The sequence below is a fragment of the Chlorogloeopsis sp. ULAP02 genome, assembly GCF_038404745.2.
Taxonomy (GTDB): Bacteria; Cyanobacteriota; Cyanobacteriia; order Cyanobacteriales; family Nostocaceae; genus Chlorogloeopsis.
This window is the reverse complement of sequence record NZ_JAYKTT020000076.1, coordinates 30,048-51,058: the sequence shown is the minus strand read 5'-3', so window position 1 is coordinate 51,058 and position 21,011 is coordinate 30,048. Positions and strand designations below refer to the sequence as shown.

Below are 21,011 nucleotides of genomic sequence, written 5' to 3'. Positions count from 1 at the left end.
TCAATTAGCATTTTGTTATTTACACAAGCTTGCGCCCCTAGAAGAATATCTATACAATCTGCTGGGGGAAGCCCTGTTAGTTATCCGCTCAATCAAGCTGGTAATTAAATTTGTCTCTGCTTTGGAAATCAGCAAGGTTAATCTGTTATCAAAAGTTTCCAATGCCTTGAATCTTATAATGTAGTTTTTACTCAATCAAAGAACTTACACAAAATTTATAGGTGTAAGTTCTTTTGTTTTCTAACTGTTAGAGAAATTCCGTTTAATTTTTTCAAAAATTACTTATATAGGATTAGTCCCTGTTCTATTGTGAAAAGGCTCTAATGTTGCTTATTCCCAAGTGGTAGGTATTCAGTTATTTCTAATTACGTACTGAATTATTGTAATTAATATTAAGCTATTTTACCGTAATTATATTTATATATGCAAACGCATAGATACAACCTTATTTAATTGTCACTTTCTAATCACATTTACTCTTAATACTAAGAGTGTTGAGAGTACTCAGTAAAAATACCCCAGGTATGAACGCTATTTTTCAAGAGTTTATCCAGGCGATCGCTGAACATCGACGTCGGATAAATTTTGCCAGCATTCTTATTGGGCTGGTTTGACAACCTCACTCTCAAGCTGCCTTGCGCACAAAAGGGGCAATTGTAGTTTTGTGATAAGTATCGAAACTTTAGAGCGATAGCAAACTTAATTAATTTTGAGGCAAGGATAACAATGCACTTGAACTTTTTTGGCTTTCATGTCAATCATTGGACAGCTTCTGTTGCTTTAACTGCGCTAGCAGCCGGGCTAGTCTCTTGCCAACCTCAAAGCCCAACTGCTACTGCCCCTGGAACACCTGGCGCTCCCGGTGAAAGAATATCTATTAGCGGTGCGGGTGCTTCGTTCCCTGCTCCTTTATATCAGCGCTGGTTTGCAGAATATAACAAGCAAAATCCCAATATCCAAATTAGTTATCAGTCAGTTGGAAGCGGTGCCGGGGTAAATCAGTTTTTGGCACAGACTGTGGACTTTGGAGCTACTGATGCGCCACTCACCCAACAAGAACGTGAGAAGTTTCCCGCACAACGGGGACGCCCACTTCAATTGCCAATGACAGGAGGCGCGCTTGTCTTTGCCTACAACCTTCCTGGGGTAGATAATTTAAGGCTATCTCGACAAGCATACTGCGGAATTGCTCAAGGCAACATCAAAACTTGGAATGATCCTCAAATTGCACAGCAAAATCCTGGTGTCAACTTACCCAATACTCCGATTTCCTTCATCCATCGTTCTGATGGTAGCGGCACAACTTTTGTATTTACCAATCACCTCCAAGCTGCCTGTCCACAATGGCAAGCAGGTGCCGGTAAATCCGTCTCGTGGCCAACAGGTCTTGGCGCTAAAGGCAATGAAGGTGTTACCGCTCAAGTTCAACAAACTCAAGGAGCTATTGGTTATGTAGAATTCGCCTATGCTAGAGAAAACAAAATGCAAATGGCTGTAATTCAAAACCAAGCAGGTAATTATATTACGCCCGAACCTGGTTCGGCTGCTAGTGCAATTGAAGGCGCTCAAATTCCTGAAGATTTCGCACTCCTAGTTCCAGATCCAAAGGGAGAGCAAGCCTATCCAATTGTTGGTTTAACTTGGTTACTGCTGTACGAGCAGTATGATAATCCTGCCAAAGCACAAGCAATGAAAAACGTGGTTGAGTGGGCTTTGTCTCAAGGCGACAAATATGCTGAAGAATTAGGTTATTTGCCTTTGCCTGATGACGTCTCACAAAAAGTCATTGCAGCTTTAGACACAATTAAAGTGGCTCAAGGGCAATAAGTATAGTAATTTTCGTTACCAGGTTGAACCTGGTAACGAGGGTTTGTAGGCTAATGGAACTGATGCAAGATGTGAATCTATTCAACAGTGGCTTCAAACAAATGAGAATGGAACATAAACACAACCAATAACTGCAAGGATTCACTGTAGCAATTGATAGTCAAATCACAGTGAAAAAGCTATGCGATTACGCAGCATAATTATCTTAATCTCTTTACTTCTTTTTGTTAGCTTTTTGGGTTTTCAATTAGAAATAACTTTGCCAGGAAGACCACCTTCAGTCAACAAGACATATACTCCAATCACAAAATCTGCACCCAGAGGAGTTGGCTCCTATGACGTGCTGGGTTACGTAGTTAGCAAAGAAGAAGCGAAGAAGTTTCTGCAAACAGAAAAAGGACGTGAAGCCCTTTCTGCTGAGAATGGTGCAGTTGAAATTACTGAAGAGTTAATCAACCTTGGACGTGATGCTTTTTATCAAGAAACCTTTGGCAATGAATATCTGTTTACAGATATAGTTGGCATTCTGGATGGCCCGATTAATCTGGGTAGCATCACCAAAGCAATACTAGCTTTGAGGGGCAAACAAACTACCAATCTTCAAATTCCCTTAGACCAAGATATCACCGTTGGCGATCGCACTTTCCAAGCAGGTACAGTACTCAATACCGGTTTAGATGTACCTAAGGGTTCCTTGTTTCCCTTAGGAATTACCCTCAATATCGATCATGCCCAACCGCGAGTAGGTATTACCTGTGCTTTATGCCATGCCACAGTCAATCAAGAAACTGGGCGTATATTAGAAGGTGCAATTAATACAGACGTTAATTTGGGGCCATTAATTGCAATGGCTAGTAATTCAGCCGCTCTGTTTCGACAGACAGATGTCAATCCCACAAAAATTCCCCTTGGAAAGCATACCTATATCGACAAGAACGGAGAAACAGCATTTCTTCCTGACTCTAAAATCATGGAAGACAAAGTCGATAAAGCGATTCTATCTTGGCCCCCTGGTAACTTTGTTTCTAATGGCGATCTAAAAAATAACTCGGCTCAGATCCCATCTTCTTACACCCACGACTCTTGGCCTTATGCTTGGAGTGGTGTTGCTTCCATTGGTTGGTTCCACGGATTAACCACATTAAATAATGCGGTATTTGGGTTGAATGCAGATCCAACAACAACAGCGGATACCAGCGAAGAAGTACTAGGCATAGATAAAGAAATCTATTTGGGGACAATGCTGCAAAACGCTTCCAAATCTGAATTTCGTCTTCCAGAAGGAGCGCAACCTTCCGAATTTTTAGACAAGGTAGATCCTACACCTGGAGAACCTGGTATCAACAGCACGATTCGGATGCCAGAATACCCCAAGGGCTCGATGTTCATGCAAAATGGATTAATGGCAGTGACTCCTGGTTTACCTGTGGCTGCTCAACTCAATGGGATGTCAGCTTGGCAAAATACCTTAGCACCACCCCCTCACGAAGCTGCTGATCTTGCAACTCTCCAGCGTGGAGCAAAGATTTTTACGCAGGCTAATTGTAATGATTGCCATAGTGGCAGGTACTTTACCAACCATAAAGTAATTTCTGTACAAGAGGTAAAAACTCAAGGTAACCGAGCGCCAGCATCGCAGTCCATTGCTGAACAGTTTGCACCACCAGATACTTATCCAAGTAACATACCTGTACCGTTGCCATCTAATCCACCTGTACTGTCAATACCTACAGATATCACTCCTCAGGAAGATATTGAGCTAGCCTATGCTATTAGTGATCCTGCTGGTGGTTATAAAGTGCAAAACTTGATTGGGCTATACCTCAGTGCACCTTATCTCCATGATGGTGGAGTTGCCGCTAGCCGAGAAGCCTTCAAAAAAGACGAAAACGGACACTTTGTCGTTGCGAACTCCCAACAATTGGGTATGGCAGGTACTTTGATGCGTGGTATTGTACCAGATGCCGAAGCTAGCTTGCGATCGCTAGTTGATCGTAACCTGCGTGAGCCTATGGTTGCAGCTAACAAAGCAAATTCCGACTTACAGCGATCAAATATAACCGGTCAAGGACATCCATACTGGGTTGATAAACAAGCAGGTTTTACTACACAACAGCAAACCGACTTGATCAAATTCCTGCTCTCGATTGACGATGATCCAGCCGTGCTACCTTAACACCACACCGCTAAAAATAATCCCCCTGCTCTGCCAAAAACAGAAAGTACAGGGGGATTGTTGTCGCAAGGAATATGGGAACAAGAAACAGGCTTGAAACTCTCTTAATGTCCAGCTTTTATCATCAGTTAATATCTATCCTAAGCTACCTGACAACTGCCATATTATTCAGGCAATTACCACAAAGCCCTTACACCATTATCATTATCGTCTTGTCGAACGCCTCCTGGTGTAGTTGTATCATCCTGTCGAACGCCTCCTGGTGTAGTTGTATCATCTTGTTGAACGCCTCCTGGTGTAGTTGTATCTTGCACAGGTTGAGCACCAGGGGTAGGTTCGTCGTCAATGTTAGTAGTATCTGTAGTTCCAGGCTGGGTTACACCCGGAGTAGTTGTGCCAGGTTGGGTTACACCCGGAGTAGTTGTGCCAGGCTGAGTGACACCGGGAGTAGTTGTGCCAGGCTGAGTGACACCGGGAGTAGTTGTGCCAGGTTGAGTGACACCCGGAGTAGTTGTGCCAGGTTGAGTTGTACCTGGAGTCGCTTGAGCAATATTGGCAGGATTTAGATTGATTTCGGCTTTGGCTGGAAGGGTAAACAAAGCACTAACACCAGTAACACCAATCAAAGTAGCAATGTTTGTGAATAAATTCTTGGTATTTTTTGTACTCATGAATGAAACCTCCCTTAGATAAAATTTGAGCAATTGCTTTAAATTTTGTGTATTCAATCTAAGAGCCTTTGCAAAAAATAGCAAAATAATTTCGTAGATATTACTTGCATATTTTTGTAGTAGCTCAAATCTTGAATTGCCAACACTTTCTGACCAAAAACATGGGCAGAATAATTGAAAATTAAAGGTTTCGTTCAAGTGTAGAAATACTAATAATACTATTTATCTATCTAAAGTTTGATTAAGAATAAAATGACAATAGCTATTTTTTAAGAAATAATTATCCAGAAAATTCCCATTAATCAACGAAAATCGGAGAATAACAAAATTCACAGCATAACCAGTCTAATTTTAATAGAAAAATGCAGAAAAAAAAGAATAAACCTATTTATTTAGTTTTGATACTAGGTGTATTGCTCAACTTGGTTTTTCCTCAATCTTCTTGGGCGTATGAGCAAATATTTCTCTTGCCAGATGCTCATGAAACCCAGACTCAAACAACTCGATTAGAAGTTAATCTGAGTCGGCGACGAGTATTTGTCTACCGAGGTAAAAATTTGATTAAAAGTTACCCGATCGCAATTGGTCGCCGTAACTGGGAAACTCCTACAGGAAGATTTAAAGTACAGCAATTATTACAAAACCCTACGTGGATTCACCCGATAACAGGCAAAGAAATTAAAGGAGGAACACCAGAAAATCCTCTAGGAAATTATTGGATTGGTTTTTGGACTGATGGACGAAATTGGGTTGGATTCCATGGTACTCCTAATCCCGAAACAGTAGGTAAAGCAATCTCCCACGGTTGCTTGCGAATGTACAACAGAGATATTAAAGAATTATTTCAACTGGTGACTTTAGGAACATCTGTAAACGTCATCAAATAATCAAATAAATTAGTTTTATTTGCCTTGTCTTCTTACTCTGCTTTTGATAGATGTGTTCTAAATCTGTCAAAATGTAAGCCGAGCGATATACGGCTTGGCATTACCTAGAACTGTTCCTTTAGAGATATGAGAGATGACACGCTCTCCAAATCGGGATAACCAACCTCAATCGAGTTTCAACAGGCGTTTACGACTCCTCCTGTTAAGTCGTAACAGTATGGCTATAGGTGTGATTTTGCTTGCTGGTGCTGTGGGAGGCGCATTGTGGGCTTGGATTTTTATTAATGAAAGGTTAGCACCGCTAGTAGAAAAGAACATCCAGCAGTTACTTGGGCGTCCTGTGCAGGTAGGAGAAGTCCAAGATATATCCTTTAATGGTCTACGCTTTGGTGCGTCATCAGTACCTGCTACAGCCACAGATCCAGATAATCTCAGAGCTAGGGCTGTCGAAGTGCAGTTTAATCCGTGGCAACTGTTGCTAAATCGAACTTTAAAGCTAAATGTTACCTTAGTTCAACCTAATGTTTATATTGCACAGGATCAACAAGGCCGTTGGGTAACAACAGAAATTAAAACTCCACCTGAAGAGGGAGTCGGTTTATTTAGAACTGATTTGGAATCAATTCGGGTAGAGAATGCTGATGTATTGTTATTTCCCTATTCTGAGCCAAAAAAACCTAAAGCTTTTGTTGGGTTAACTCAAGTCAATGGTGTAGCTAATTTTTTAGATCAAAATCAGCGAGTTAATTTTACACTCAGTGGTCAACCCAGGAGAGGAGGAAATTTACGAATTGCTGGAGAGACGAATTTAAAAGCAAATCAAACTAATCTCAAAATTAATTCCTCTAATCTGCTCGCCTCTGATGTGACTCGATTGATAGAGTTGCCAATTGACTTACAAGGTGGTCGTTTAGATAGTAATTTAACAGTCCAAGTTCAACCTACTCAACCAGAGATTGCTCTGTTTGGAACTGTTGGTTTAAATCAAGTAACTGCACAAATTGCTAATGTCCCCAGAGCATTAAGTAATACTACAGGTAAACTGCAATTTCAGGGACAAACAATTGCACTAGAAAACTTAAATACAAGTTATGGCAGTATTCCGCTGCAAGCCAGTGGCAAGTTAAATACCGAAACTGGTTTCAATCTTGCCGCTCAGGTGAAAGCAGCCAGCATTAAAAATCTTTTAGACACATTAAATGTTAACTTACCAGTTCCAACAGCTGGAACTGTACAAGCCAATTTGCAATTGCAAGGACAACTGCAAAAACCGATTTTGACAGGAAGCATTAATACTATCAAACCTGCTCAAATTGACCGCTTGACATTTAGTAATATCAGCAGTCGTTTGCGGCTAACTCCTGAGGAACTTGTCCTTTCTAATATTCAAGCAACGCCAACAGTCGGAGGAAAAATTACTGGGAACGGTAGAGTGGGGATAGGAACTCAAAACAAGATTGCTTTCAATTTGCAGGCACAGAATTTACCTGGAGATGCGATCGCTAAAATCTACGAAGCTGCACCCACGTTCACGATTGGCAATATTTCCGCAAACGCCCAAGTTTCTGGTGTTCCTGGTAATTTCCAAACAGCGGTAAAATTGCAAGCACCTGGTGCTACCTACTCCGGTAAAGTTGGAGTTTTAATCGAAAACACAGGAGTTGTCCGGTTCCAAGATGGTGTTTTGAAAGTGGCAGGAGGTACAGTCCAAGCTAGAGGTAGCCTTGCTCAAGGAAACTGGCAAGCTTTTTTAGACGCAAATAGCATTCAGTTGAGTCGTCTTCCCCAAGTACCACCTCAGTATCAAGGTGTTTTAAACGGTGAGTTTGCTTTATCTGGAACGACAAAATCTTTCCAACCTTCAGCCATTCAAGGCTTAGGACAGGCAAATGTCAAATTGGCACAAGGCAGTGTTAACCTCAGTAATATTCGGCTCAATAACGGTCGTTGGCAAGCAGTTGTCAATGCTTCCCAAGTTCCACTGAGTCAAGTGGCACAAAATTTACCACCAGGACAAATCGTTAGCTCTAACTTGAATCTACTAGGAACCACCGAATCGTTTCAACTTTCAGATATTCAAGCCGCAGGGCAGGCAAACTTGCGTTTAGCAGGTGGCACGGTAAATTTAAGAAATATTCGCTTAGATGACGGACGTTGGCAAGCTTTAGCTAATATTTCCCAAGTTCAACTCAATACTTTATCGCCACAATTGCGGGGAAGGCTCAATGGTGAAGTCAGCGCAAGTGGAACTACTGAAACTTTCCAACTCTCCAACATTCAAGCCGCAGGGCAAGTACGCTTTTCCCAAGGTTTAGCCCAACTGCAACAACCTTTGAGCGCCCAATTTCAATGGAATGGGGAGCAGTTGCAAATTTTACAGGCGACTGCACCAGGGTTGAGGGCTGCGGGTACTGTAGCAGTTCAAGTGGAGGAAACGCCCCAAGTTACGGGATTCAACTTGGATGTCCGAGCGCGCAACTTTAATTTGCAAAATCTTCCTGTTAACCTGCCTGGAAATGTCGCACTGGCAGGTTTAGTTGATTTTACTGGACAACTTACGGGTACTCCTAATACTCCGATCGCTTCTGGAGATATTCGCTTAAGGAATTTTGCAGTTAATGGAGTGGCGTTCGAGCCGCTGCTCACAGGGCAAGTAAATTTTCAGCCAGAACAAGGAACACGACTTCAGCTAACTGGCAAACAAGACCAAATTGCCCTTACTGTTGGCCCTAATAATCGCCCACTTTCATTTTTAATTCAACGCGATCGCGCTGTAGCAACTGGCAGAACTGAAGGAGAAAATCTCTTTGTTAATATTCGCGATTTTCCTGTAGCTGTGCTGGAAAATTTCGTTCCACCTGGTGCAAATTTAAGACCTGTTTCCGGAAATATATCAGGAGATTTAGTCGTTAATTTAACCAACAATACATTTGTAGGAGATGTGGCGATCGCCCAACCCAGAATCGGCAGAATCAGCGCCGATGAATTTCGAGGGCGTATCGGTTTTGCTGATGGTACTTTTACTTTACAACAAGGCCAAATCCGCCAAGGTGAAGGGCTTTACTCCCTCAGTGGTGAGTTGCCAACTATTGGCGATCGCCCGTTACAATTTCAACTTGGCTTCAACCAAGCCAGAATAGAGCAAGTATTGCAAGCAGTAAGTATCTTTGGTGTTCAAGACTTAGCCACTGGCTTAGAAACTCCAGATTTAGCGGGAGCAGAAGCACTACAAACTCAGCCTGTAAGTCTACCAGATGCGCCTTTACTCACACAATTGCGCTTTTTCTCGCAAATTCAAGAAATTGTTGCCCAACAGCGCCAGGAGCAGCAACAACAGGCTCGAATACCAACACTGGCGGAGTTGACAGGGACAATTAGTGGAAACATAGCAGTCACCGGCACTTTGCAGCAAGGGTTGAATGTCGGTTTTGATCTAACAGGTTCGGATTGGGAATGGGGTAAATACAATATCAATCAAGTCATTGCTCAAGGTAATTTTGCAGATGGAGTTTTGACGCTACTACCCCTGCGAGCAAATTTGAATGGCTCACTCCTGGCTTTCAGTGGACAATTGAGTCAAGAGCAACTTTCTGGACAAGCACGAGCAGAAGCGTTGCCAGTAGAACTTATAAAACCTTTTTTACCTGATTTACCTGTAGATATTACGGGGACACTGAATACCCTTGTCACTCTAGGAGGCAATCTGGAGAATCCCAGAGCAATTGGGGAAATCGGTCTGGTGAATGGTACTGTCAATAAACAATCTGTAGACACAGCACAAGTTAGCTTCAATTACAACGACGCTCGCTTAAATTTTGGCAGTACTATACAAATTGCAGGCACGGGTACACAACCAGTGCAAATTACAGGCAGCCTACCCTTTGGATTACCTTTCGCTACCGTTCAACCTGATAGTAACCAAATTAGTATCCAGGCTAACGTACAAGATGAAGGTTTAGCGGTGGTTAACGCCTTTACTAATCAATTTAATTGGGTAAAAGGTCAAGGGCAAGTAGATGTAGAAGTTCAAGGCACATTAGAGCAACCAGTGATTAGTGGGATTACGACAATTAAAAATGCGACTTTGAACGTGCAAAATTTGCCCGAACCACTGACAAATGTAACTGGAACGGTGCGCTTTGCAGGCGATCGCTTCACCGTTGAGCAACTTCAAGGTGAATACAGGGGAGGACAATTGACTGCTAAGGGAATTTTGCCTATTTTTGCCACTCAAAATGCTCAACAAGAAGCAGCAACAAATCCCCTCACAATTACATCAGAAAATCTGCGACTAAATCTTCCGCAATTGTATCAAGGCGGAGTGACTGGGAATATTGTCATTACCGGAACAGCAAGAGATCCACAAATTGGTGGAGATGTTCGCTTAAGTAATGGCGAGATATCCTTGAGGGAAAGAATTACTGGTTTAAGTGCTGCCCAAACTGCAACCAGTGCAACACCCACTCAAATTACAACAGATACAACACCTCCTCCAACGCCTACTGACGAAACTCCTGCTCCTCCACCTATACAATTTGCAGATTTACAGGTGTTCTTAGAAAATAATGTTCGCGTTACCGCCGAGCCACTTTTCAACTTTGTAGCAGAAGGTGATATTATCCTCAATGGCACATTAGCTCAACCTCGCCCTCAAGGAACAATTAGTCTTCGACGTGGGCAAGTCAATTTATTTGTGACTCAATTTGGCTTGGCTCGCGGTTACGAACAAACGGCGACATTTACTCCTAATCTTGGCTTTGACCCCATTTTAGATGTTCGGCTAGTAACTTTTGTACCTGAAGTTCGCGGCAGTCGGTTACCAGCTACAGCCGGTTCTAGCGAAATTCAAGATATTTCTGCCATCAATTTCGGTACTTTAAACACTGTTCGTGTTGAAGCCAGAGTACAAGGACCTGCTAGCGATTTGGCTGATAATTTAGAATTAACTAGTGAACCTGCTCGTAGTGAAGCGGAAATTATTGCTTTAATCGGAGGTTCTTTTTTGAATGTGCTGGGACAATCCGATCCGGGCTTAGGAATTGTGACTATAGCTGGTTCTACTTTGTTTCCAGGATTGCAAGGAACCATTAGTCAATTTGGTGAGGCGATCGGTTTGAGAGATTTGCGGATATTTCCTACCGTTATAACCAATCCGGCATCAAATGTTTCAGTGCTTGGTTTAGCAGCAGAGGCGGTTGTTGGTATTTCTGATGATCTTTCTGCTTCCATATCGCGAGTTTTTGCTGCCAACGAATCCTTCCGTTACAACATAATTTACCGCCTCAATGACCAAGTTCTTTTGCGAGGTTCCACAAATTTAGCCGATGAGAGCAGAGCAGTAGTTGAGTATGAAACACGATTTTAACTAAAAACAAAGATCCCCAACTTCTCAAAGAAGTCGGGGGTTTAAACAAAGCCAGTTTTACATTTACTTAATAAGCTCTGCGAGCAAATTGATAATACAAGAAAATAGCAATAATGGCACCTAGTACCGCGACAACTAAGCCAGGAATGCTTAGGGTTGCAGATGTAATCGCAAAGGTTCCCGTTTGCAGTAATGTAACCAAGGTTCCACCAATGAATGCACCAATAATTCCTAAGACTAGGGTACTAAGAATGCCACCTCCTTGAGAACCAGGATAAATAGCTTTAGCAATTGCACCCGCTAATAGACCTAACACAATCCAAGCAAGAATATTCATGATCTTGACTCCTTAATCTGCGTGAATAAGATAACTGTGAGATATTGTTTTCTAAGGGCTTAAATAGCTACTGATAGACCCTAGATGTTCACGAACTCCAACCGCTTTGGAGGAAAACTTTCTCCCGTCCTTGATAAAGTAGAGTTAAGCGAGCAAACCCTACAACCATCTATGTCGTTGTCGTATATGCACTGTTGGTAGTTACAGCATCGCTTGACTTCAAACTACCACAAAGAACTAAAGCGGTCTTAAAGTTCTGCCAGTGCGTTCTTTGATATTCCTAAATTACCAAATCTACTCTGGCTAAGTTAACTATCCACAGTCAGAGGAATATTCTTTCTATAGTTAGAAGCTCAATTATATAAGGTATCTATCTTTACATATATGAATTTGGGTAAAAATCTGAAAATAATCTTTTATAAGAGTGATTGACAAAGAAAAGTGATTAAAAATTGATGCTTATTAACCCTTGCTCAACTGCACACACCAACATGAATGAAAAATCTTAGCTTGTCTAGTCTCTAACCTCTAGCCCCTAAATCCTATTTTCAATTATTATTATTTTTGCTAGCAAAATTTATACATTTAGGACAGTAATCGCTGCAATTCATTGCTTCTTCTGTGAGGACAATAGAAGGCTGTACTGCGCAGTGCAGGTGATAATTATTGGAAAAGTAATGACAAGTTTTACAGGGTACTTTCTGTAAGGAATTGACCGAGAAATAAAATTTATTATCTTCGGCTACTCTTCTCATCTTGGAAAGAACTAGTAAAGCCCCTGCCCAAATCATGACGAAGCTGATGGTGGCACCACCAAGAGCAATTACTATATCAGGTTGAATAAATTTATCGAATTGAACAATATCTACTTTTATTTCACTTTGAGTTGCCTGATTTACATTTGTATCGCTTTCTATATTTTTAACTGATACTCTCTTGAGATACATATCCATTATCCTTAGTAGTCTTTATATTTTTGTGTAAGTGTATTGTGGCGCTAATACATTTACTGTATAAGTATTTTGCATTCCTAATCTAGAGTGGTTAATTCTCTGTTAGGTGCTTCGCAAAACCATAATTATAGGTGTAGCAAAAGCTCAATAACGGTATATCTGCCAGGAGATTTGCTTGTAATAAGATGGTTGTATGCCAAAAGGAATAATATCAAGCTAGCTTCCTACAGGCTGTTCATCCACAACGCTTTCAAGAAATAAGGTAGCCCCGATGAAACCTCTTTCATCTTTAGTGATGAAAAAGGTTTTTTATCCTACACTCCCAAACCCTTACACCCCTACACCCTCTTTCAAGTCAGACTCCCACGGGCAAATAACCCACAACGAGGGCATGAAAATATTTCTTTTTCTGTTCCCTGTTAAGAGTTCCCCGTTTCCTATTTTCAAGACAGGAGCCAGTAGGCGCTACGCACTTACCGCAGGTAGGAAAGAGGAAATGTGATTTTTGCTTCAAAAGCTGAATGTTGTACGAATTGTGCCGATGTAGATTGTGTTGTTGTCGCGATCGCTTTCTGGATTGGTAACCACTAACAATCCCGGAGTAATGGCAATATTGTCACTAACTTGGTAGCGCCAGAAAGCTTCTAGATGCCAAGATGTATCTTCATCTTTGTATGCCTCACCTGCAACCTCAAAGTCATTACTTGTAACTTTGGGTGGTTGTCCAATCGCTATTCCCACAATACTTCCTTCTGTACCAACATCAATAAAAGCTAAAGTCAGCGCCCAGTTAAAAATATTTGCCATTGGCTCGTTAGGCAAGTCTTCGGCTGTGGCAAGAGTAAAGCCAACCCAACCAGTAAGAGTAAAGCTAGGGTTAAGAGCGATCGCTGTTTCTAAACCAAAGGAGTCAGCAGTAATGGCATCACTTTGCTCGTTAAAAGGATCGTTGGCGCGGCGGCTGCCAGTACCCGTGTCCTGATTATTATAAGAGCGGATGTAAGTTAAACCTACTCCAGTGTTTTCGCTTGGTTGCAGAGTAAGTTGAGCGATCGCGCCATACCTCGACTTACTCAACCCCAGTTCTGGCTGATTAATATCATCCGCGACATATCCCAAACTCAAGCTCAAAGCCTCAGTGAAGTTGTAAACTATACCAACTCCCGCACCTTCTCCCTGCCGATAAATTGGGTTACGCTGGGCAAACCGAGAGATTGAACCGCTACCACTGCCACTCAAATAAGGATTTAGTGTATCCACAACCACATCATCTAAGTCACCTCCTACCGCCTCTAAATAAACCATCACCTGTTCCCCAATTGGAAAGCGATATTCCAAAAGGCTGATTTCAAACTCGTTGGAGCTATCACCTTGAAAGGCTAAACGCGCCATATCAGTTCCCGTTGCTTCATCTAATTCAGGAACATTTCTAGCTTGTAAGCGAGTTCGCAGCCGATCTTTACCAGTAAAGCTGGTATCCAAGTTTAACCGTACCCGGTTGCTGAAGGTAAGATTGTCAGAAATGGGTTCACCTGAATTATCAGCTTTGTCACCACTTGCTACTGCTGCAACAGCAAACAAAACTTCTCCCTCAAGTTTAGTAGTTGTAGAAAATTGTTGTGCCTCTAAGGATGACACATGAGCTTCTAGACGCTTTACTCGTCCTTGCAAAATTTCTAGCTCTTGGGCAAATTCTGTACCCAAGCGTTTTAGGGTTTCTAAATCTTCCTGAGCAACTAATTTAGAATTTCCTGCGAGTATCAATTTGTTGATGTGATTTATAGTTGTCCAAAGATTAGCAGCAAATTCATAGCGAGTCATAACTCGGTTGCCACCAAAGGTATTATCTGTCTCAGTTACACCATAACGCTGCATTAATGACTGGAGATATTGAGCTTCCCAATCACTTGGTAGAATCTCTGCCAAATCGGATACAGCATTGATTTGGGTGAGTGAATCTGCATGGTTAATATTCTGGCTTACAAATACAGATGGAGTGCTTGTTGAAGAATAGCTCCCCTCATCTACTTCAGATGCTAAAGTCTCTGCTGTTAGTAACAACACAGTTGCAATGGCAGGCAAGAAGCTCTGTTTGCCAACATTCCAGATCACTTTTAAAAGTTTCATTCCAACGATAGGTAAAATATTTCTCAATTCTCTCTACGGGTAGTAATGCTGTAACAGTAAAACTAAGTATATTACTTGCAACATATAACCTTTTATTAACCTTAGGACACATTTTCTTAACCTAAAACCAAGATAAATTGTGAATTTTGACAAATTAAAACAAAGATAAAAATGACAAAAGCTTCTGCCTCTAAATCTGTATCCAGGCAAACTGAATCAGACAAGGCAAGCCTTTGGAGTCGATTTGATGCAAAACGCTTGCAGCAAGTTACAACTACTGCTTCAGGTACTCAGCATCAGGCTTCTGGCAAAAAGACCAAAAAGCGAAAGTTTCGCTGGGTTGTCGATGCGGTATTACCTTTAGCACTGACTACGATCGCTGGTATTGCCGTACTGTTACCCTCTTCGCTGCCTCAGCCTGCACGTTTGGCTTTGTTTGCCTTCTTGCTAGCAGCAATTTTGTGGTCAACTACCTCCATTAGTGCCGATTATATCGCCCTCTTTACGATGATGCTGTTGGTTCTGGTGGGCGGCACCTCTCAAGAACAACTTTTTGATGCTTTAGCGTCAGATGTAGTCTGGTTAATGATTGGAGCTTTTGTGCTGGGTGGGGCAGTGCAAAAAACTGGTTTGGCAGGAAGGCTTACGCAATTGGTTGTGTCCAGGGCAAAGACGGTAAAGGGTGTATTTTGGTTGCTCGTTACTGTATTGATTCCCATGTCCTTTTTAATTCCTTCTACTTCTGGTAGGGCTGCTGTGGCAATTCCTGTGTTTCGCAGCATCACCAGTGCCACGAGCGATCGCCGCATCATTCGTGCTTTAGCATTACTAATGCCCACTATCATCTTAGTGTCAACGATTGTGGCATTAGTAGGTGCAGGTTCACACCTAATCGCCAATGACTTACTTCAGCAAATAACCAAACAACGAATTTCTTTTACTCAGTGGGTAATTTACGGTTTACCTTTTGGTGTGGTTGCTAGCTATGCTTCATGCTGGGTAATCATGCGTTTATTTTTAGATGAAGCACGCCTCAATCAGGAGTTACATATTTCCCAAGGCAAGAGTAAACCACTCTCTCGCTCAGAATGGATAACCTTGATTGTGGTGGGAATAATGATTGCTTTGTGGTTAACAGAAGCATGGCATGGATTTGAGATTGCCACAGTAACAGTAGTGGGAGCACTGATTTTAACTTTGCCAGGAATAGGAGTTTTGAAGTGGAAAGAGGGACTCAAATCTGTTTCCTGGAATTTAGTAATTTTTGTGGGTGCAGCTTTAGTCTTAGGCAGAGCACTGATTGACTCAGGAGCAGCACAGTGGATTATCGATCAGCTTTTTACGATCAGCAGTATTGCTAACACAGATTCGCGATCGCTAATTTTGGCGTCACTGGCATTTATTTCACTGACATCCCATATTTATATGACTTCTCACACAGCACGGGCAGCAGCATTAGTTCCCGCCTTGCTTTACCTGGGCAACAGTTTACAACTCAACCCCGTTGCAGTCATGTTCATCAGCACCGTTGGTATGGATTACTGTTTGACATTTCCAGTCAGTTCCAAAGCACTGCTAATGTTTCAAGAACTCGAAGGCCAAACTTACAAACCCACCGACTTACTACGCCTCAGTTCAGCACTGCTTCCTGTTCATCTAGGACTTATGGTGTTGTTTTACTACAGTTACTGGCGTTGGGTTGGTTTGAGTTTGTAGGAGATAGGTGACAGGGGACAGGGGACAGTAGGAGGGAGTAATAAACAACCAACCACTAACTACTGTACGGGCGGGTTTAGAAGATAAATTATCAGTTTGAACGGCAAGATGATCAACAAAAACCGCACGCCAGTTGCTACAACGCGGGAAACCCGCAAGGGCGCAATGGCTCTCCTACTAACTACTAACAAATGACTAATGACCAATAATGAACCTACGGAAGAAACTATTAACTATATTTAGTGGTTTAGCATTGTTGGCACTGGCAAGCGGTGGGGTGACTGTGTGGGCGATCGCTCAATGGCACGCCAGCGAAGATAACCTTCAAAATCACTACCAGCGCAGTCTGCTATTGCAACGTGTACGAGCGGCAACTTTTCGCGCCCTCAAAGAAGTGCCAGATCGAATCCTTGCCGACGATGACGATGCTAGAGAGGAATTTGAAGAATCTATCGAGCCTGTGGAACAAGATTTCCAGCAATGGGCGGAGTTAGCTGACAGTGAAGCAGAACGCCAGCAAGTGCAGCAGGTTCGCAATGCCTACAACAATTTGATCCAAAATTCGCGTAGAGTCTTTGATTTTATAGACGCCAATCGGCGAGATGAAGCTTTGGAACTGATGGAGGAGCAACTAGAAGAGGAAGATTTCGAGCAATTTCAGGAGGTAACTGAGCAAGCGGTGGCTTCCGATCAAAAGATCCGTCAGATAATTCGTCAGCAAACTCAGAACACTCGCCAAACAGCGCAACTGGTGCTGACAATCTCTGCCTTTGGAATTCTCTCGCTCATCTTGTTGCTGTTTGCTTATCTAGCCTCCGATTTATTCGCTCCCCTACGTGAGGCAGAAAAGGCACTGGATGACGTGGCACGGGGTGATTTTCAGCGTCGCTTAGATGAAGAACGCAAAGATGAATTAGGAGCGCTCAACCGTGCTTTTAATCGCATGACCGCAGCGATCGCCCAAAGAGAGCAAGTGATGGGATTAAAAGCTATACCTGGAGGTGAGACAGACAATGGCGCAGGAGGAGACTGGCACAATCTTCCATCCCGCCTGACACTGCACAGACTGGTGTCGCAGTTGCGATCGCGAGTTTCCCAACTGCACAACGATGAAGTAGATGGCAATGGGGCAGTCATAGTTGAGCAAAAGCAGGCACTAGTTGACCAGCTTGACCAATTATTACAAGCAGTCACACGGGTCACTGAATTTGGGTTTCCCCTTGATTTGAATCTAGCTCGTACAGATATCCGAGCATTACTTTACGAAGTGATGCTACGGTTTCAAGACGATTTTGTGCGTCGAGGTATCAGCTTTGAATTACAAATTGCTCCAGAGGTTGACTACGCTGTTGTGGATCGGCTCAAGCTAAGGGAAGTCTTAGCTGAGTTAATACGCAATGCTCTCTGTGCTCTACCGGAACAGGGAGGACGCTTGGGTATCCGGTCATCTCTTGATACTGGTAGCAATGGTACAGAACTGCTCATAGAAGTTGCCGATGACGGTGCAGGTATCGAGCAACAATTAATTAACCAAGCTTTTGTCACCTTTGAAGACTCCCGCAGGCAACGCCCCAGTGTAGGACTCAAGCTCACGAAAGCGATCGTTGAGCAACATGGAGGTCATCTCATTATTGACAGCGAATCTGGTTTAGGTACTCATGTTCAGATCCGCTTGCCGTGGCGGGAGGAGTGAGATGAAGAGCAAGGGAGCAGGGGGGCAGGGGAGATGGGGAGAACCACTAACTACTAACCAATGACCAATAACTAATACTAAGGAGTAATCTATGACTTTACGAGTTTTAATTGCCCCTTCTGGTTTCAAAGAAAGTTTAGCAGCAGATGAAGTAGCTGATTGTATTGCTACAGGTGTCCTACGTACTATCCCTGATGCAAAAATCAGGAAAGCGCCACTGGTAGATGGTGGTGAGGGTTTTACTAAGGCATTGGTTGCTGCTACGGGTGGAAGTTTGCATTCAGTCAGGGTAACTGGCCCCGTAGGACAATTAATAGAATCACACTATGGCTTTCTTGGGGGTACAGATGTCAAAACTGCCGTATTGGAAATGGCGGCGGCGGCAGGATTGCGATTGGTTCCCCGCGATGCTCGCGATCCTTTGAAAACGACTACTTATGGTGTGGGTGAATTAATCAAAGCCGCACTGGATGCAGGAGCGGAACAAATCTTGGTTGGTTGCGGTGACTCCGGCACAAACGATGGTGGTGCAGGGATGGCGCAAGCTTTAGGAATACGTTTGTTAGATGCAACTGGTAATGAGTTGGAAAGAGGGGGTGGCGAACTAATTAAACTTCATACTATTGACATGAGTCAACGTGACTCCCGTCTTGAACAAGTAAAAATTGATGTAGCGTGTAACTGGCACAACCTATTGTGTGGTGAAAAGGGAGTAGCAAGGGTTTTCGGGCCTCAAAAAGGAGCATCTCCGGAAACAGTCGAACAACTAGCAGCCGCACTAGATCGTTATGCAGATGTGATTGAGCAAGAGTTGGGAATTGACGTGCGAGAAATGCCTGGAAGCGGTGCCTCTGGTGGATTGGGGACGGGATTGTATGCTTTTTTAGATGCTACCTTACATCCGCGCTATGACATTGTGATGCAGTATCTAGAACTAGATAGTCTTTTGCAAGAAAGTGACTTAGTGATTACGGCAGAGGGAAGTATTGATTTCCAAACACCGCGAGGTAAGATTCCGGTGGAAGTAGCACAACGTGCCAAGCGCTATAATCTGCCGGTGATTGCGATCGCTGGCACTATCGGTAAGGATGCGCGAGTGAATTTTGACTATGGTATTGACTCCTTTTCGACAATTCTGAAAGAACCCTGTAGCTTACCTGAAGCGATCGCCAACACACCTGAACTTTTAACCTATGCAGCAGAACGGGTGATGCGCTTAATCAAAGTCGGTCAAAAACTCGCTCAGTCAGTTAGATAAATTAAACTGTTAGGTATGCAATTGACACATTTAATCGTGAGGATTGTCATTATTTATTAGCCATTTGTAGGGGCGGGTTTTGCTGATTATCCTTGGGTTTAACAGACAATTTATCTTCTAAACCCGCCCGTACAGTAGTTAGTAGTTATTCCCTCACTCCCCCACTCTCCTCATCTCCTCATCTCCTCATCTCCGCTGCTTTGTTGTCCCCATCTCCCCCTCCTCTTCCTTAAGGTCAGTTTTTCAACGTTTAAATGTCCTGAAAAAATCCCATAAAAGGCATAGATTATAAAAATATCTGCGAAAAACCCCAAAAAACAGACTACTTGTCACTTTCCAGTCACATTTATTTTTAACCATTAAAGATAGGAAAGATAATTACAGCAGAATCAGGAGCCAGAAATCGAACAGGCTTAAAATTCTGGTTGTGAGTTCTAAGTTTTGTAGCCAAAACTTGTTACAAACTGCTGTGATTTCTTCTCTTAAAAAGATAGAACTAGCAGTCTATAAAGTCTGACTCAATCTAAATTGACTTTTGTAGACTAACAGTTCTCAAAAATTTTGTTGACTTTGATTTGTAACTTACCCCTCACAGAAATTAGCAATGAATTCTAGTCTTGTCAAACGTACACTTTCTCTTGTCGGTTTCACCGCTTGTATTCTTACTTTTAGTGGTTTCAAAGCAAATGCAGAAACTACTTCAGCTACAGTACTAACAGGAACAACGAATGCAAATGTCAGTAATAATGCTGCTCAATTGCAAACCCAGACGCTTACACCTGAAGCGTCTGCTCCTGAAGTAGCACAAGCAATCACACCTGGTAGAGCAACCCGCGGTGGTTCTAGCTATATCGGTGTAGGTGGCAACATTGGATTATCTGGCGATACCACAATCGGTGAAGGTGCATTTGCTGTCTTCAGCAAATTTGGTTTAACTAATAACTTCTCTGCCCGTCCTGGAGCTTTGTTTGGCGATAATACTGTTATCCTTCTACCACTAACACTCGACTTTCCAGTGGAACCAGTAACAGAAACTACACAACAACAACTTAATGTTGCTCCTTACATTGGTGGAGGAGCTGCCATTTCTACAGGTAGGGATAGTACCGTTGGTTTTCTACTTACTGGTGGTGTTGATGTGCCGTTATCCAATGAATTTACAGCCAATGCTGGTGTGAATGTTGGTTTTATTGATGAAACTGATGTTGGATTACAGTTAGGAGTTGGCTATAACTTCTAATCAATAGCAAATTTGCTCATTCAAACATTTGTGTACTGTCATTTCCTCAAAGATTGCAAGCCGAGCTAGTTAACACCACTGGCTTGTAGCTTGCAAAAGGAAAAAGGACAAAAATATGCTGTGGCAAAAAATATTTTTCGGACTGGTTACAAGTGTTAGCATCATCAGCTTGGGAATTGCTGGATGTACCCAAGAGCGGACTTTTGATGCACAAACACCAACTGCCACAACCACACCCCAAGCCCAAGCACGCAAACCAGATGTACCCTTTGTCCCAACACCACAATCAGTGGTGAATGCCATGCTGGAATTGGCACAAGTCAGCAGTAATGACGTACTTTACGATCTTGGCAGCGGTGACGGCAGAATACCAATTACTGCTGTGCAGAAATACAATGTTCGTCGTGCTGTTGGTGTGGAGATTAATCCAGAGTTGGTGCAGAAAAGCCAAGCTAATGCCAAACAAGCAGGGATAAGCGATCGCGTAGAGTTTCGGCAACAAGATTTGTTCCAAACTGATTTAAGTGATGCAACGGTGGTAACACTCTATCTACTACCCGATATCAACATCAAACTTCGACCCAAGCTTTTGCAAGAACTTAAACCAGGTACCCGGATTGTATCCCATGATTTCGATATGGGCGAGTGGAAGCCACAGCAAGTAGTACGAGTGGAAGGCAGAACCATCTACCTATGGGTTGTTCCTGATAACGTACCCCAGAACTTACGATAAGGCGATTATTAAATACCAAGCAATATTC

At 42.7% G+C, this 21,011-nt stretch carries 13 protein-coding genes; 9 read left to right on the top strand and 4 right to left on the bottom strand.

Annotated features, from left to right (window positions below; genetic code table 11):
• The first annotated feature begins 726 nt into the window (after window positions 1-726).
• Both pstS and U2718_RS26880 read left to right on the top strand, forming a co-directional pair.
• Entirely contained in the window at window positions 727-1,827 is a 1,101-nt protein-coding gene (gene pstS / locus U2718_RS26885) for a phosphate ABC transporter substrate-binding protein PstS (RefSeq protein ID WP_341993066.1), read from the top strand.
• 181 nt (window positions 1,828-2,008) lie between these two features.
• A complete protein-coding gene (locus U2718_RS26880) occupies window positions 2,009-4,003 on the top strand; it encodes a hypothetical protein (protein ID WP_341993067.1) in 1,995 nt (664 codons plus the stop codon).
• Between the two features lie 176 nt (window positions 4,004-4,179).
• On the opposite strand, the gene U2718_RS26875 is transcribed toward U2718_RS26880, so the two are convergent.
• On the bottom strand, window positions 4,180-4,674 hold the full coding sequence (locus U2718_RS26875; RefSeq protein WP_341993068.1) for a hypothetical protein: 495 nt from the start codon (window positions 4,672-4,674) through the stop codon (window positions 4,180-4,182).
• A 362-nt stretch (window positions 4,675-5,036) separates the two neighbouring features.
• Here U2718_RS26875 and U2718_RS26870 point away from each other — a divergent pair, with 362 nt between their 5' ends.
• Complete coding sequence (locus U2718_RS26870) at window positions 5,037-5,561, top strand: L,D-transpeptidase (protein WP_341993069.1); 525 nt, start codon at window positions 5,037-5,039, stop codon at window positions 5,559-5,561.
• 133 nt (window positions 5,562-5,694) lie between these two features.
• Window positions 5,695-10,926, top strand: a complete 5,232-nt coding sequence (locus U2718_RS26865; RefSeq protein WP_341993070.1) for a translocation/assembly module TamB domain-containing protein — start codon at window positions 5,695-5,697, stop codon at window positions 10,924-10,926.
• A gap of 67 nt (window positions 10,927-10,993) precedes the next feature.
• Here the strand turns inward: U2718_RS26865 and U2718_RS26860 are convergent, their stop codons facing one another.
• From U2718_RS26860 to U2718_RS26850, 3 genes are all read right to left on the bottom strand, one after another.
• Window positions 10,994-11,263 (bottom strand): GlsB/YeaQ/YmgE family stress response membrane protein, encoded by a 270-nt coding sequence (locus U2718_RS26860; protein ID WP_289791414.1) that lies wholly within the window; start codon window positions 11,261-11,263, stop codon window positions 10,994-10,996.
• Window positions 11,264-11,811: 548 nt separating this feature from the next.
• Window positions 11,812-12,210, bottom strand: a complete 399-nt coding sequence (locus U2718_RS26855; RefSeq protein ID WP_341993071.1) for a hypothetical protein — start codon at window positions 12,208-12,210, stop codon at window positions 11,812-11,814.
• A 516-nt stretch (window positions 12,211-12,726) separates the two neighbouring features.
• Window positions 12,727-14,343, bottom strand: a complete 1,617-nt coding sequence (locus tag U2718_RS26850; protein ID WP_341993072.1) for an iron uptake porin — start codon at window positions 14,341-14,343, stop codon at window positions 12,727-12,729.
• A gap of 171 nt (window positions 14,344-14,514) precedes the next feature.
• Between U2718_RS26850 and U2718_RS26845 the strand changes: the two genes are divergently transcribed.
• From U2718_RS26845 to U2718_RS26825, 5 genes are all read left to right on the top strand, one after another.
• On the top strand, window positions 14,515-16,059 hold the full coding sequence (locus tag U2718_RS26845) for an SLC13 family permease (RefSeq protein ID WP_341993073.1): 1,545 nt from the start codon (window positions 14,515-14,517) through the stop codon (window positions 16,057-16,059).
• 208 nt (window positions 16,060-16,267) lie between these two features.
• Window positions 16,268-17,752 carry an ATP-binding protein gene (locus U2718_RS26840; RefSeq protein ID WP_341993074.1) on the top strand — a complete coding sequence of 495 codons (1,485 nt, stop codon included), beginning with the start codon at window positions 16,268-16,270 and terminating at the stop codon, window positions 17,750-17,752.
• A 91-nt stretch (window positions 17,753-17,843) separates the two neighbouring features.
• Window positions 17,844-19,010, top strand: coding sequence for a glycerate kinase (locus U2718_RS26835; protein WP_341993075.1), 1,167 nt, complete (start codon window positions 17,844-17,846; stop codon window positions 19,008-19,010).
• 604 nt (window positions 19,011-19,614) lie between these two features.
• A complete protein-coding gene (locus U2718_RS26830) occupies window positions 19,615-20,250 on the top strand; it encodes a hypothetical protein (RefSeq protein ID WP_341993076.1) in 636 nt (211 codons plus the stop codon).
• Window positions 20,251-20,365: 115 nt separating this feature from the next.
• Window positions 20,366-20,983, top strand: coding sequence for a class I SAM-dependent methyltransferase (locus U2718_RS26825; protein ID WP_341993077.1), 618 nt, complete (start codon window positions 20,366-20,368; stop codon window positions 20,981-20,983).
• The last annotated feature ends 28 nt before the right edge of the window (window positions 20,984-21,011 follow it).

Excerpts from the sequence above, each read along its gene's own strand:
- pstS (WP_341993066.1), top strand. The coding sequence starts at position 727 with ATGCACTTGAACTTTTTTGGCTTTCATGTCAATCATTGGACAGCTTCT.
- U2718_RS26880 (WP_341993067.1), top strand. The coding sequence starts at position 2,009 with ATGCGATTACGCAGCATAATTATCTTAATCTCTTTACTTCTTTTTGTT.
- U2718_RS26875 (WP_341993068.1), bottom strand. The coding sequence starts at position 4,674 with ATGAGTACAAAAAATACCAAGAATTTATTCACAAACATTGCTACTTTG.
- U2718_RS26870 (WP_341993069.1), top strand. The coding sequence starts at position 5,037 with ATGCAGAAAAAAAAGAATAAACCTATTTATTTAGTTTTGATACTAGGT.
- U2718_RS26865 (WP_341993070.1), top strand. The coding sequence starts at position 5,695 with ATGACACGCTCTCCAAATCGGGATAACCAACCTCAATCGAGTTTCAAC.
- U2718_RS26860 (WP_289791414.1), bottom strand. The coding sequence starts at position 11,263 with ATGAATATTCTTGCTTGGATTGTGTTAGGTCTATTAGCGGGTGCAATT.
- U2718_RS26855 (WP_341993071.1), bottom strand. The coding sequence starts at position 12,210 with ATGTATCTCAAGAGAGTATCAGTTAAAAATATAGAAAGCGATACAAAT.
- U2718_RS26850 (WP_341993072.1), bottom strand. The coding sequence starts at position 14,343 with ATGAAACTTTTAAAAGTGATCTGGAATGTTGGCAAACAGAGCTTCTTG.
- U2718_RS26845 (WP_341993073.1), top strand. The coding sequence starts at position 14,515 with ATGACAAAAGCTTCTGCCTCTAAATCTGTATCCAGGCAAACTGAATCA.
- U2718_RS26840 (WP_341993074.1), top strand. The coding sequence starts at position 16,268 with ATGAACCTACGGAAGAAACTATTAACTATATTTAGTGGTTTAGCATTG.
- U2718_RS26835 (WP_341993075.1), top strand. The coding sequence starts at position 17,844 with ATGACTTTACGAGTTTTAATTGCCCCTTCTGGTTTCAAAGAAAGTTTA.
- U2718_RS26830 (WP_341993076.1), top strand. The coding sequence starts at position 19,615 with ATGAATTCTAGTCTTGTCAAACGTACACTTTCTCTTGTCGGTTTCACC.
- U2718_RS26825 (WP_341993077.1), top strand. The coding sequence starts at position 20,366 with ATGCTGTGGCAAAAAATATTTTTCGGACTGGTTACAAGTGTTAGCATC.